We start from the raw sequence: 15,038 nt of genomic DNA, 5'->3' as shown, positions 1-15,038 counted from the left end.
ACCATGAAAGAGGCTTGGTTTCTATGGAAAATCCATATATTTCAAAACATTTTTGACTTCTCCTTTATTACATCTGTTTTAATTCAGTTGCATATTTCAAGTGCAACTTATTGCCCTCTAACCAATCGTTTAAAATTTCTTTTTTGCAAATCCATCTACTCAAAATAGGTTGTCTTATATAATACTGCTGAATCAATTCTCTTGTTGGATTTACAATTCTTTCATAACGTAACGCAACATCTCCCTTATTATCGTACCATTTGAACGGGTTTTTAGGATCAGATATTAATTCTAATTCATTACGCAATATATTTGTCGGACACAACATCGGATTATTATAATACCATAATGCAGTGCCTACACATTCTCTTAATAAGGAAATTCCGCCTTTCGATATAGATTCATCATATAATTCAAAATAGAATTCTTCATCATATAACATCGAATAGTTAATAAAAGCTGGTAATATATGCTTATCTATAAACATCTCCGTTTTTGTCAAAACTTTACTTACCATGGTATATATTAAACCATCACGCTGATTGAACGGATACCATAAAACAGCTCCAATAACAACTTCGTCTGAATGAATTTCATGCATGCATATATGACCACATATTTTTTCAATCTCTTTATTGTTATGTTCGTTGTTATATTTTTTCAAAGAAGCTTCCACATCCCAACAAGCATTATACGAAATCTGTGGTATAGACGTCATTAAATATGCATCATCCATTTGTAGTAACCATTGTTTTTTTATATGCACGGGTATATAGTCCCATCGCCTTCCGCGCTCTTCTCCATAAAGAATTTGATGGCTTATATTACGTTTATTAACAGCAAAACATATACTGTCTCCATCCCGATTATAACCTGGAAATTTACATTCAGAATCTTCTTTATATAACGGCATTTTTCGGTATAAATCTTCAACATCTTCAAAATTATTCAATAATTGCAAAAAGAACTTTGTACTACTATCTACTTCTCCTTTATGCAAATACGAAAGAATATTTTGATATCCAGTATCATTTGCAGATTCCGTAGCAAAAGAAAGATTTATCCCTTCTTTTCCTATGCTTTTATAATGAAGATTAAGCACAGTATGCAATATATATTTAATCGAAAGCACATTGCTATTTTCATATATTTTTTCTAACATCGGCACAATAATTTCAAATCCTTCTGTTTGTTCTCTCGCCCATCTTACACCACACAGCATGAGTGACTCTTTTGCATGTTCAGACAAGCTATCCCATGTTTTTAAAATAGTTAAAAATAACTCTTTAGATTTTTGACACATATTATATATTGCAGGTAACGCAATTTCCATTCGATGAATATTTCCAAAACTAAGATTTTCAAGAAGAATCGTAAATAGTGCTTCTTGAAGATTATCTGGTATCATATTAAACTCATTAATTGCATTATTTTCACATTGCAACTTGATGTGTCCATTTCCACTAACCCATGCATACTCAGATGCAACTTCTTTACAAAACATATCTTGTAAATCAAATTTGTCATAATTCCTTTTTAAAATAAAGAACATGTTTGATGTCGATGCATAATAATGGTCTTCATTAAGATACAACACAATACTCTCAGCTAATCTCCATGACGCATTCTCCCCTAAGATTGCTAACAACCGTTCCAATACTTCAGTACATCCATAATGCTCCCAAGTATATTGAAACATCTTATTAATTACCGACTCCAAAATAGTGTCTGCTGTTTCGACAGTAAGTAATCCTTCTTCATCCAAACGCGCCAGAGCTCTATTTATCTTCTTCCAGACATGAGAATCATTCTTCTGATATAAGATACATTCTAACAACTCTGATGCCGGAAGCAAATCAATCATTTCAATAGATTCTTCAATTTCTTTTTTCCACCGCCTATCAAATTCACTCTCTTTGGTCGTATAATTAGCAACTACGCCTCTATGCAGGCAGATATCAACGTATGACGGCGTATATCGATAACAATCTTCTTCGAACGAATCATACCCTATTTCTTTTGCCTTTTTGATACACTTAAAATATATGCTTTCTATTCCAATTCTATCATCTTGACGATACCAAGATTGTATTCCACATGAATATAGCCAAACATCCAGCAATTCGCCTGCACTCTTTACTGTTGATATTATATCAAAAATTTGAGTATATAAAGTATGTAATGAATATGTAATATCCGAATCATAATGGTGCCATTTCCAATAATCCGCAACACCACTTTTAATTGCTGCTCTGCTTATTATATTTTCAATTTCACCGGCAACTCTATTTCCCGATGCAATATCTGCAACATTAGACAACGCGTATAATTTTACTCCTTCTGTTTCCCATAACTGCGGTTTCTCTTTTAATAATTTTTCCAGTACAGTTTTGGGACCATCAAGAGCATATTCTTTATGTCCTGTATAACCAACCACATTCCATTTCATCTTATCTCGTATATCCCTGCACAATTCAGGAAAAACATCAACAGCAAAATCATAAAAATGAAAGAACATATCCTTATATTGATCGTGTGTAACCAGTCTGCTTCCATCTTGTCCATACAATTCCGAGAAATATTCCTTTATTATTTCAAAATATCCTGTTTTCTTCAAATACCTAAGATAAATTGTTTTACAATACTGACCTAAATTCGAGTAATTAAACAAAGCTTCTTTAATCATATCTGCATATACTTTTTCGCCCAAAGATATAGATATACATTTCATATTACACAAACAATATGCGATTGTTCTATACGCTTTACTAAAATCGAAAGTACGAAAAATATATGTCTGAAAAAAAGTTTGAATTATTCTCTTTTCACTTTCCTCAAGATTAAAATCATTAATTATGTGTCGTCCAATAACCGCACATACTCTAAGGAGCATTTTCAAATATTCATTTTCTCTTTCATTATAATCCTTTTTCTCTACTTGAATTCTTCTTAGCAAATGCCCACATATGATATTTATATCATTTTTCCAATCTCGTGCAGCTTCTAAAATTGATTCAACAACAATTCTAAAAGTTTCGTCATCTGACAAATATTTAATATTGTAGTCCAATAAAATATTGGTTAAGTCATCGTTATCTTTTTCGTTTAAAACATATAATACATGTGCAAGTTTATTTAAAGAATTATTTCTATTTGATTTTGCCAACACCTGTATCACTTCCTTGTAGTCCTTTACAGAACCCTCTTCCATCATTTGGAATATTTTACTTTCTATACAATCATATGTAATGCTAGCAGTCTGCACAATTTCAATTGCTTGACTATATTTTTTAGCATAAAAATAATAGTCAAAAAACGCATCATTAAATGCTAATAGTTCTTGCTCTCCTTCTCCCTCCTGAACATTTTTAATTAAACACTCATACTTTTCTAAGAATGCAGCCGTTTTTCCCCAAACCTTCATAAAATTAAAGATTCCATTAGTATCCCATACATTTTCTGATATTTCTTCATCTTTTAACAAAATCGTAATTGCTTGTTCCGGAAGTAGGTTACTAAACCATAAATCATATACCGTTGATATACGACTACTGTGTTTATCACCACCATCCTTGATTAAACGATTAATAAATGTCAACACGTCAAGAAACTCGCCTAATGTTCCAAGACTTAATTTTTTGCTTACAATTTCAAAAGGATATATCTGCTGCATTGCTGACACATCGTTAACCTCATAATTCATATCGTAATATTCAAAATATGAATAATGTTGTTTAATTGTGCAAATTGCAAGATATACATCATGAAATTCATCCCAATTTTTATTTCGACAGACATTCTGATATGCTTGTTGTGCATATCTTTCGAGTAATTTTCTTGATATTCCTGTAGCTAAAGCGCCAATAACAAATTCTGCTGTGAAAATCTGAGGAATTATATCCTCTCGTTCCGCACAACATAATAAAGGTACAATATTAACATATCTGTCTAAAACCTCATCAGAGTCATTTACAAAATACATCGCCATCTTGTATGACATATCTTTGAATTTTGCTTTATTACGCTTTATGATTCCCATTAAAAACACACGAAAATCATTATGAAATACATAATATGAATTATCTTTTTCACTTCTTTTTATCACAGGATATAAACTATCAAAAACATAATCCCAATCATTTTTAGATAAATCTATATCTTTAAATGCATCGGCCAATATATCCGTCTTTATTCTTCCATTAAGTAATAGTATAACAGACGCTACTACGATATCCGGAAAATTGACCTGTAATCCTAACTCTTGTATTTTACCTTTCAAATGATTCCATATATGCGCATAATATTGCTCAACATCTCCACTCACATGACCTGAATCCAATAAGTTTAATGCATCTTCAATATTAACAATTCTTTTAAGCTCCTCAATTGCAAAAACTACCGATAAGTTATTACCTTGTGTTTTTTCATAAATTGCTCGTGCAAGTCCATCATTCTGCAGTTCTGCTGAAATACCTTTTACATATAAAAACTGTTTAACGTCCTCAAACACAAGACGTGGCATATTCATATACAAAACATCCGGATTATTTTTAGTTAACCATATAGGATAGTTTTCATACATCTCTTCTGGCTGTCCAACAATTATAAAACAAACACCTTCAGGAATCTCATCTGGCTGAAATAATGAAGACATAAATGTTACTGTTGCTTTTGAACGTGCAGCATGATCAAGACCATCTATACAAAGACAAGCCTTTTTCCCTTCCGATTTGTACAATATCTCAAGAATTCTTAATACTTCTCTTCTAAGTTCCTCAATAGTGCATAATGCATTACTAACAGGAATTTTATATTTTGCTATCTGTCCTTTTAATCTTCTTCTTAATTGATTTAATAATTCTCCCCATAACGTTTCTTGTAAACACAATCCTTCATCTGAATTATAGAATCGTTGTTCTGGAGAAATTGGCTTAAATGTATGATATCTTGCCGCAAAACAATTATAATTATTCTGCAGATAACTTATAACACTTGTTTTTCCACACCCTGGTTCACCTGAAAGAAAAACCACTTTTTTGTCTGTTTTATAAATTTCTTCAATAATCCGATTTACAAATTCTTTTCTACTTTCAAAAAAAGGAGACGGTGCAACTAACTGATGTTGAAGATCATTTGTATATTCCTGTTTTAATGCCAATGCGTTATATACATCTTCTATTGTAATTTTTTCCTTACTTCTTCGGGTTGTTGTCCAAATTCTGAGTTGACTAGTAAGATTTCTAAAAAGGACTCCTGCCAATTCATCAGAACAATGAAAATATTCTTGCATTTTTGAAAGCATCGATTTTTCCATTTCTGCCAAAGTATGCATTTCTGATTTTATCTTTATAGCCTTCAAAAAATCTAAAATCTCACTATCTTCCATTTCAAAAGCATCATAAAACTCAAGATACTGTAACCTTATATCTGTCTCTTCGGTTTTAAATTCAATAGCCTTTAATTCTGCTATACATTCTATTCTATTTTGTATGTCGGTAATAAATTCTCCCAACGGTAATGCAGAATATGTCTGTCCTTTATATTCACGATTGGTCTTATTTATTCCGAGCTTCCTATTGGTATATAGTACCGGAATAAGCATATTTGTTCCCGACTCATTAGCTTTTTTCCATCCTTCGGCAAGTGCTTGAAGAAGATTAGGTTTCATATATTCACCGTCTTTTCTTCTTGTTACCTTGTTTTCTAATAATTTCCCAAAAGTGAGATTATATTTTTGTTCCAATCCAACCTCATGTTTTACTTGATAACAATATTCTTCATGATTCTCATAGCCAACTACAACATCATCAATCGTATCATATAATTCAGCTTGAAATATCACATATTTAATGCCGCTATCTTCATTTAACATTTCAATAATATTTTCTAAACCCACATACCATTCATACCAATATGGATCGCCAATTCCTGGTGTAGACATACAATTCTCCTTTTATAAAATACAATAATTCAAGCAACCTTTACTCTTTTAATTATAACATTAGTCTTCATACTATTCCTCATAGAATTTTACATTTATCACCAAACTTCTGTATAGATGAGCATTTACAATCATTATGGCCTCTATTGTCCAATACCTTTCACCTTCTCTACCTCTATTTTCGCTTCTTCATACCCAAAGTGCGTATACACATCCATTGTCGTCGCCACTTCCGAGTGCCCCATCAGGTACTGTAGCGACTTCGGATTCATTCCTGCTCTAGCCATATTGGTACAATAGGTATGTCTGCACACATGCGGCGTAATCCCCGGTATCTGTACCGAATGTGTCCGATTGTATTTCCCTACCATATGATTAAAATACTTCTCCCAATGTCCTGCCACTTTCGGCATTCCATTCTTATCTAAAAACAAAAATCCAATTTTGTTATCAATCATCGGCTCGACTTTTGGACGTCTTCTCGCCTTCAATATACGCTGGAAGCATTCATACACCCCCTGTGTCATCGGAAGGTCTCTGACGCCACAATCCGTCTTTGTTTGTGTGATTACATATTCCATATCCGATAATCGAAGCAACTGATGATCCACATGAATGATTCGCTCTTTCATATCGATATCTGCCAATGTCAATCCACAGAATTTGTAGTGGTAAACTAAATTTGTAACGTAAGCGCAAAATAATTCGACGGATTGTGTTACCCTAAAAATCATCTCATAATAATCAATAGAGAATGCAAGCATTTTACTTCATCATAACTCACCTCCTGTAGCAAAGTCAAAAAAGTTGAGTACTAAACTATTTGGACTTTGTAGTGATGAGTCTATTATCTCACATCGGATGATTTTGAACAGGTACTCGCTATTTTGCGTTTACGATACGAGACTAAATTTTATAAAAAAGATTAAAAATATAGCGGCTTCCGGTTCATCGCCAGAGACCGCAATGTATTTAAATCATTTATTACCATTTCTCCTAAACTCTTCCAACATTCTCCTAAGAATCTGCATGTTTTTATACTCTTCACGAAACGCATCCATATTATAACCGGGTAGTTGTTCCATATAAGGAATCCAAATATTATTTGCAAATTCATCTTTTCTATCCCAGTTTTTTTGTACATAAATTCTGAATTTCTGATGTTCTTTTTCATCTTCAAAAATTAAAATGCATCCTTCATACTCATTGTGTGCATGCCGTGCTTCATCACCATCATCAACATAATAAAATTCATGAATCAAATGATTTAAATTTCCTTTTACCATATATCGATACGATACATCCCAGTTATGATATTCTGTAAGTGATATTCCATCCCTATCTGGGGTTGCCGTAAAATACCTACCCCCATCAAGAATCACGCCCCCAAGTTCTGCCAAAACGGTTTGGTGATAACATATTCTGATTTCACTCCAATGTGGTCTTGAATCAGTCTGTGCAAACAGGTAATACTCATAGCCGTCCCTACCATCCTCCGGTTCATAAGTATGATCAATCGTAAATTCTGGAGCATACTTATGATATTTCTTATCTTCGTTGGATGGGCTGTTTTCCCAATGTTCAGGATGCTTTAAATACAGCTTTACTTTTTCTATTGGCGAAAGCAGCATTCCAAATCTCTTCTTCCAAAGATACTCAACATGATGAAAATCTGCCGATTTATCTGATGGGGTATTACTATCTGATAGTCTTATATAAATATTATTAGCAAATATTCCCTTATACTTCTCTTTTAAATAATACGGTGTATTTGTACTATTATGAATCACAATAACATCTACTAAGCCTCCATCTAAATACATCGGTTCTACAGTCACCACTGGCCGAAAATCACCAGCAAATTTCTTACCTCGAATAAAATCCGTAAGCATCTGCGTATTTCTACGATTTGTATCCTGCGAAACATCACGAATAGCATAATTGCTCTCTTCATCGACACCTATTATGATATAGGCATCTCTATTTACTAGATTATTGGCCATACAAATTATATCAATTAACATATCACCGTCTTTATTATTACCATACCATTCTCTTTTAAAATCCCAGTATGAGCCCTCCTGATGCATACCAACTAGCGCTTCTATTTCATCTATTAATTCCAAAGAAAACACCTACTTTCACCTATCCCAAAAGGTATCGCTTTTAAAGAAATATACTTTATACTTCCTTGAAATACCTGTGATCCCGAAAACACTTTTCAAACGCTTAAAATCTTCTTCACTATGATAATGAACTATCCATGTTGTTTCCGGACGAACTTTATACTGAATTCTATCAAGGTAAGGGACATCGACATCTCCAAATGATATTCCTAAACATATAACCTGGTTAACGTCCCACAAAGCTGAAAAAAACTCATCATTCTCACTTATTATCGCATCCGTGTCTTTATACAACGACTCACAAAAATCGGCAGTTGCATTACATATGCTTTCATACCATTCAACATATTCCTCTTGTGCCTCTTTTGCTTTCCTACGGTATGAATCAATTATGTATTTATTTCCATGTCCCATAATAGGCATTTTCTCACAACATGATGGAACTCCTCCATGCGGGTGAAATACATAATTGATACCATACACTTTTTCGAGAGTATCTGTGTAATTAAAACTCATAAACAAATCATTTCTGTTATTAATAAGACTATCCTTTTTACACATAGCTTTGGAAGTATCGATGGTTTGCAGCCATTCTAAAACGTACTTTTGAAGTTTGTCAACAAATCCATATTGTTCTCTCCAATATACATTCATAGTATCGATTATGCCATCTGTTGGCATTGTATCTACCATTGAATAAGCAGAATCATACATTCCCTCAACATCAGGATGTCCAATCTTCTCTTCAAAACTCCACCATAAATCATCTATAACTGTCTTATCCCATTTTTCTTGGGCTTCTTTTGTGTACCATGGTTCCGTATCATCTAACGGTAAAATATTATACATACTTTCGAAAGTCGTTAAAAAGATCTCATAATTCTCTTTTAGAAATTCTCTAAAAGCAGAATATGGAGTTTTAATTCCATGAGCTATGTCAAAACCATTCCCAAATATATAAAGCGTTTGTGACAATATAATTTCTCCTTTTAGTCTCTGATTTTTCTCATTTTCATATGGGTCTGTGCGGCAAACACTGTTGCATCGCCCTTTGAATCTGCAATTTCAAAGTTATTAATAACCTTTTCCTGCGTTTCAGGACTCCAGTAAATCGTTAAATCTTTTTTAGATCGAGTAATAGCAGTATAGAAAATATTATGGGTAATCATATGATCCACTTCCTCCGTAATGATTATCTTTACAGAATCATACTCCAAGCCTTGTGCTTTATGGATAGACACTGCATATGCAATCTGAAAAGGTACATCTGTTTCATCAGCAAAATCCGTCTCATCATTATCAGAATCTTTTTTCTTCAATGCATAAAACTTAATCACAGATTTCCCTGGCGTAATTGAATCCAACAGCTCAATTTCCCAATCCATAACATCAAGTTCTGTAATTGCCTTATCTATTTCCAATGTAAACCATATTTTTTCTTCCGATTCTTTTTCTATCCCTACAATAGTTCCTTTTAAATTGTTGTAGAGTAACGGTGCAAACCTTTCTGATTCATTAAAAAGAATTGGATCCCCAACTTTATATGTCCATAAACCCCATCTGATTGCCGGATTCGGATTATTTTCTTGAAGAAATTTGTTAATATTATTTATTCCATATAACCCATCATAGTTCAGACAAAGAATAATTTCATCTTCTGATTTTCTATCAAAAACTGATGGTCCAAGATTTGATGCATATCTATTTGCAACAATATGCTCTGTCATATCATCAGCCAACTCTCTCACCTTTTTCCAGAAAGTAAGTAAAGCTTCATCCTTAGTTCTGTAAGGCATTTCAAGCTCATGCCACGCATATCTCGGAATAAAGTACTTTGTCATTGAAAACCAATTTCCAAAGCTAATAGATTCTATCTGATATGTATCTCCAACTAAAAGCATGATTTTGCACTTTACCTTACTCAATACTGCAGCCATATCAGAATTGCTGACCATACTGCACTCATCCATTATCAAAACATCGACATTAATAGGCGCATTCCTAGTCATAACGTACTTACGAATAGTCATGAAATCACAATTCTGCGATTTGACCTTACGACGAAGATTTTCAACTGCTGGATTTGTGTTGGCAAGAAATAATTTAGAATGCGAATCAAGAAACTGTGACACATGATTAATCAAATATGTTTTTCCAGTTCCTGCTGCTCCATAAATTATTGCTGCGTGTGTTTTTTCAAACAACTTCTGAAGAATTTCCCTTTTTTCATTACTATCAACATTCTTCTTTTCATCCATCCACGCTGAAATAGCATCTGCATATCCCTGTAGTCCTGAACCAGGTTCTGCAATCAACCTATCCATAATGAACTTAGTATTATCAAAAGCCTCTTTCACATAAATATTCTGTCCAAACTTTGCTAATTTACGACCTTCATGCTTAAAATAAATATTGTTATTGAATGCAGCCATATTGGAATCTACATCATCTATAAATTCTTCCAGTTCTTTTATAGGAGTATAAAGTCTTGCATTAGTACTCATATTGCTTTGAATATACCTAGTCATCAACTCATGTTCTCTTCCTGTAGAATCAATACTCTCAAATAAGTCCACTGCTTCGGGATTATGCTGAATCAGTGATGTTGCAAATGGCATTGTATCAAACGGAATACATCCCCATTTCATCCTAAGTCCTGATAGCAACCTATTGTCATCGTCGCCTCTCTGCAACTTAAGTACTTTATTATTCATAGTATGAAGCAGATATCTGATAGTATTACTTCCAGGCGCACCTGATAAAATCAATTGACGTGCTCTATCTAATACAGGCTCGAAATGTTTTGCCTGACTACGTCCAAAAATCATCTGCTTATATCTTGCATAATTGTGATCTGATGATAAAACTACATCCAGTAAACTCGAACCCGAATTTGACAAATAGTTCATCATTCCAATATACTCGGCACTACCTGCCTGCATTTTTATTTTCACACCAAACAATCTTGCAAAATTATTAAATTCACAAGGCCTAATAGAGACAGAATATTCAGTCATAATATTCACGGGCATCTTTTTGCATTCCACTTCAATATCATCATAGAATATTGCCGCCTTTATTGCATAATGCGCCGGTATCATATATTTTGAATAAACAATGAATCTATCGAATTTACTGGTAGCATCATAAGCAGGTGTAAGTACCATTTCATAATACGAAACGCCATCAACAATAAATGGAATTACCTTATGCACATACATTCTCTCATTTCTGCTGTATTCAACCGAAGGTCTATTTTCCATTAATCTCTCAGCAATCTTTTCATGGAACTCTGCAACTGTTCTATCAGTGTTAACCGGAAACTTTTCCAAATTAGCTAGCAAATTCATTCCATATTCCTGTTTTGCAAAATTTCTAATCATCACAAAAAACTGATAATACTTTATCATCAATCTCTCTGCACCCTCATTATCCGGTGTATAATGCGATTTTGATTCCTGCAGGAAAGAATGAAATTTTCTCAAGAAAAGGTACTTATTATCTTCTTTGAGATATGCCAATGCATTTGGTACTGTCTCCCGATTCAGTGCAATTTCTTCCCCTTTACCATAGGCTCTTACAGCAATATGTTCCACCAAATTTCTGGATTGGCTTAGTAAATTTTGAGATATAAGAGCTCTGGTAGCCATGGGCCAATCCATCATATCTAAGTTTCCACATATCACCCTATCAATATCATATATTTTTTGCTCAATTCTTAGCATAAAAGCTATATCTTCACCCCTCAGTCTTTCTTCCCATATTTTACAGGGTTCTCTGCAACCATAGACATAGGCTGTTGCGTAAAGTCATATGTAACAACTTTATCCTCTTCCTGTTTTGCTTTAAATGTAGCCATCCCAAGTCCAGAATATTTCTCAAAAAATGCCCTCAGCAAATCAATAACTTTCTTTTTCTTCTTTGCTCTGGCGCCACTGCCACCAAACCTACTCACTGGTGGCATCAGTTTATCAATATCCGTACCTGTGGTCTTTACCTCTCCTTCGCGGAAACAATTCTCTAAAAATTTTCGAGCCTCATTCGGTTTTAGCTTCTCCTGTTCAATAATGTTCTCCAAATCACGCTCTCGTTGAACGACAACATATTCCTTCCATTCAAGCATTACATCATCCATATCGTTAATACCGGAAATAAAGTTTTCAATAAGTGCCTTTTTACTTCTCAACTCAGGACTGGCATCAATAGCTTTTCTTATTGTAATCAAAACTTCCTTGTCTTCCCCATGCGTGTCATGATACTTTTTCACCAGCATTAATATATAATCGATATTAATCTCAATCTGCTTAATCAATTCCACCTCAAAGACAATATCATCGATTATATCAACGCTTTCTCCATTTTCTCTCTTGCGTTTCCACTCATCCCTCAGGTCCTGATATCTTCCAAGATAATCCTGCAGATCTCTTTCTGTAATACCTTCTTTACCCGCAAATTCATCGAATGACAAAAGAAGATTTCTCATTCTAAGTATTGCACCAAATAACGCAATAAAGTCCTTCTGGTTCTGTTCTCCGATTATCTGCGGTTCTGTAAGTGGAAATTTATCACTTAATTCTTCAATCATGTCCACATATCCCGGCATTGACTTACCGTCTATAGACTCGCATCCATAGTAATAATCTTTGAAACTCTTTATAAGAACGATGCCGCCAGCATTCTTATCTCCAAATAATGAAATAGCTGCATCCACTCGTTTCTGCAAATTTCTAAAGCAAACAATATTACCGAATGTCTTAATACTGTTCAGAATACGATTTGTACGCGAGAACGCCTGGATTAGGCCATGCATTTTTAGGTTCTTGTCCACCCACAATGTATTCAGAGTGGTAGCATCAAAACCGGTAAGGAACATATTTACTACAATTAAAAGATCCAATTCCTTATTCTTCATACGAAGTGACACATCCTTGTAATAGTTCTGGAACTTATCACTGGAAGTATCATAGTTAGTATGGAACATTTGATTATAATCCAGAATTGCAGATTCAAGGAAATCTCTTGCAGTTTGATCAAGTGCAGATGTATCTTCTGGATTCTCTTCATCCAGAATTCCATCAGCTTCTTTCTCATTTGCTCCGTAACTGTAAATAACAGCAATTTTTAGATTCTTTGTTGGATCTGCTTTTATTTGTCGTCTGAACTCATCGTAATAAAGTTTTGCCATCGGCACCGATGAAACAGCAAAGATAGAATTAAATCCACTTATTCTCTGTTTCTGCTTTATCTCTTCAACTTTTCCTCTGTCTGCAGATGCCACCTCTGCAATATTAGTCAGTGCATTATAAACATAGGTCTTGTCTCCGCGATATGTCTTCTGGTCAAAATGTTCCAATATATACTTAGCAACCAATGTTATACGCTCAGGTGCCTCAAATGCTTTTTTACGATCAATATCCCATACCTGCTCATCGTCAATATCTGCATCCGTATCCATAGTCTTTATATAATCAACACGGAAAGGTAGTACATTCTTATCATTGATTGCATCTACAATCGTATAGGTATGTAACTGATCGCCAAAAGTTTGCTCAGTTGTGAAAAACTTAGGATTTCTGACCGTTCCGGAATTCGCCGGAAATATCGGAGTACCGGTAAATCCAAACATATAATACTTTTTAAAATTACGAACAATTGCCGCATGCATATCACCAAACTGGCTACGATGACATTCATCGAAAATAATAACAACCTGCTTGTTATAAACTGCATGTTCTTTATATTTCTTTATGAATGATGATAGCTTTTGAATGGTTGTGATAATAATATGGGATTTACTGTCTCTTAGCTGCCTCTCTAAAATCACCGTAGAAGAGTTACTATTAGCCGCACCCTTTTCAAATCTGTCATATTCCTTCATCGTCTGGTAATCCAAATCCTTACGGTCTACAACAAATAAAACCTTATCAACAAATTTTAGATTTGATGCAAGCCTTGCTGTTTTAAATGAAGTTAAGGTTTTACCCGATCCAGTCGTATGCCAGATGTATCCACCGCCAGCAATATCACCATACTTCTTATAGTTATGAGCAATCTCAATTCGATTAAGAATTCTCTCCGTAGCTGTAATCTGATATGGTCTCATAACCATTAACATATTCTCAGATGTGAATACGCAATACTTTGTGAGAATATTCAAGATAGTATGCTTTGCAAAGAATGTCTTTGTAAAGTCAATAAGATCCGGAATCACTTTGTTATTTGCATCAGCCCAAAAGGATGTAAATTCAAAGCTATTACTTGTTTTTTCCTTTTTTGTTTTTCCAGAATTGGCATCTTTTATCGCATTGAAACGAGTGCTGTTGGAATAATACTTTGTGTTTGTTCCGTTAGATATTACAAATATCTGAGCATACTCAAAAAGACCACTTCCAGCCCAAAAAGAATCCCTCTGATATCTGTTAATCTGATTAAATGCCTCACGGATAGCAACACCTCTGCGTTTTAGTTCCACATGAACCAAAGGAAGACCATTTACCAAAATTGTCACATCATATCTGTTATCATGCTTTGCCCCTTGCTCTGTTCCTATAACATACTGATTAATAACCTGCAGTCTGTTATTATGAATATTCTTTCTATCAATCAACAGAATATTCTTAGTAAGTGCATCGTCACGCTTTAATACTTGAACAAAATCTTCTTGTATTTTTCTAGTTTTGTCTTCTATCTTATCATTCGGATTCGCAATTGCCTCATTGAAAAACCTGTCCCATTCAGAATCTGAAAACTTATAATTATTCAATTCTTCCAGTCGTTCACGCAGATTCGCGATAAGATCTTTTTCTGTGTGTATAGGTAAATATGTGTATCCCTGCTCACAAAGGAGGCGTATGAATTCCTTTTCCAATTCAACTTCTGACTGATAAGAATCAGAACGTGACTTCACAGGCTCATACTCTGTTACAACAGTATTTTCATTCGTTGCTGCAACTATATTAAAATATGGCATG

Annotated in this window: 6 protein-coding genes; all 6 read right to left on the bottom strand. The window is 34.1% G+C overall.

What is annotated here, in order from left to right; translation table 11 throughout:
* Positions 1-67: 67 nt before the first annotated feature.
* The 6 genes from CGC63_RS06000 to CGC63_RS05975 all read right to left on the bottom strand — a co-directional run bounded on the left by CGC63_RS06000 (position 68) and on the right by CGC63_RS05975 (position 15,037).
* The gene (locus tag CGC63_RS06000) at positions 68-5,941 is read right to left on the bottom strand and encodes an ATP-binding protein (RefSeq protein ID WP_089438672.1); all 5,874 of its coding nucleotides are present in this window, start codon (positions 5,939-5,941) and stop codon (positions 68-70) included.
* Positions 5,942-6,084: 143 nt separating this feature from the next.
* Positions 6,085-6,675, bottom strand: a complete 591-nt coding sequence (locus CGC63_RS05995) for a site-specific integrase (RefSeq protein WP_259805464.1) — start codon at positions 6,673-6,675, stop codon at positions 6,085-6,087.
* A gap of 243 nt (positions 6,676-6,918) precedes the next feature.
* Positions 6,919-8,076, bottom strand: a complete 1,158-nt coding sequence (locus tag CGC63_RS05990; protein WP_004222564.1) for an AlbA family DNA-binding domain-containing protein — start codon at positions 8,074-8,076, stop codon at positions 6,919-6,921.
* Between the two features lie 6 nt (positions 8,077-8,082).
* Positions 8,083-9,042 carry a bacteriophage abortive infection AbiH family protein gene (locus CGC63_RS05985; RefSeq protein ID WP_004222567.1) on the bottom strand — a complete coding sequence of 320 codons (960 nt, stop codon included), beginning with the start codon at positions 9,040-9,042 and terminating at the stop codon, positions 8,083-8,085.
* 14 nt (positions 9,043-9,056) lie between these two features.
* Positions 9,057-11,792 carry an ATP-dependent DNA helicase gene (locus CGC63_RS15645; RefSeq protein ID WP_004222570.1) on the bottom strand — a complete coding sequence of 912 codons (2,736 nt, stop codon included), beginning with the start codon at positions 11,790-11,792 and terminating at the stop codon, positions 9,057-9,059.
* Between the two features lie 20 nt (positions 11,793-11,812).
* A complete protein-coding gene (locus CGC63_RS05975) occupies positions 11,813-15,037 on the bottom strand; it encodes a type I restriction endonuclease subunit R (RefSeq protein WP_004222573.1) in 3,225 nt (1,074 codons plus the stop codon).
* Between the last annotated feature and the right edge of the window lies 1 nt (position 15,038).

It is taken from the genome of Blautia hansenii DSM 20583 (assembly GCF_002222595.2).
In the GTDB taxonomy this organism is placed as follows: domain Bacteria; phylum Bacillota; class Clostridia; order Lachnospirales; family Lachnospiraceae; genus Blautia; species Blautia hansenii.
Note: the sequence above shows the minus strand (reverse complement) of the source record. Positions and strands in the feature narration are given on the sequence as shown.

Coding starts and splice junctions, on each gene's coding strand:
- CGC63_RS06000 (WP_089438672.1), bottom strand. CDS start 5,941: ATGTCTACACCAGGAATTGGCGATCCATATTGGTATGAATGGTATGTG.
- CGC63_RS05995 (WP_259805464.1), bottom strand. CDS start 6,675: ATGATTTTTAGGGTAACACAATCCGTCGAATTATTTTGCGCTTACGTT.
- CGC63_RS15645 (WP_004222570.1), bottom strand. CDS start 11,792: ATGCTAAGAATTGAGCAAAAAATATATGATATTGATAGGGTGATATGT.
- CGC63_RS05975 (WP_004222573.1), bottom strand. CDS start 15,037: ATGCCATATTTTAATATAGTTGCAGCAACGAATGAAAATACTGTTGTA.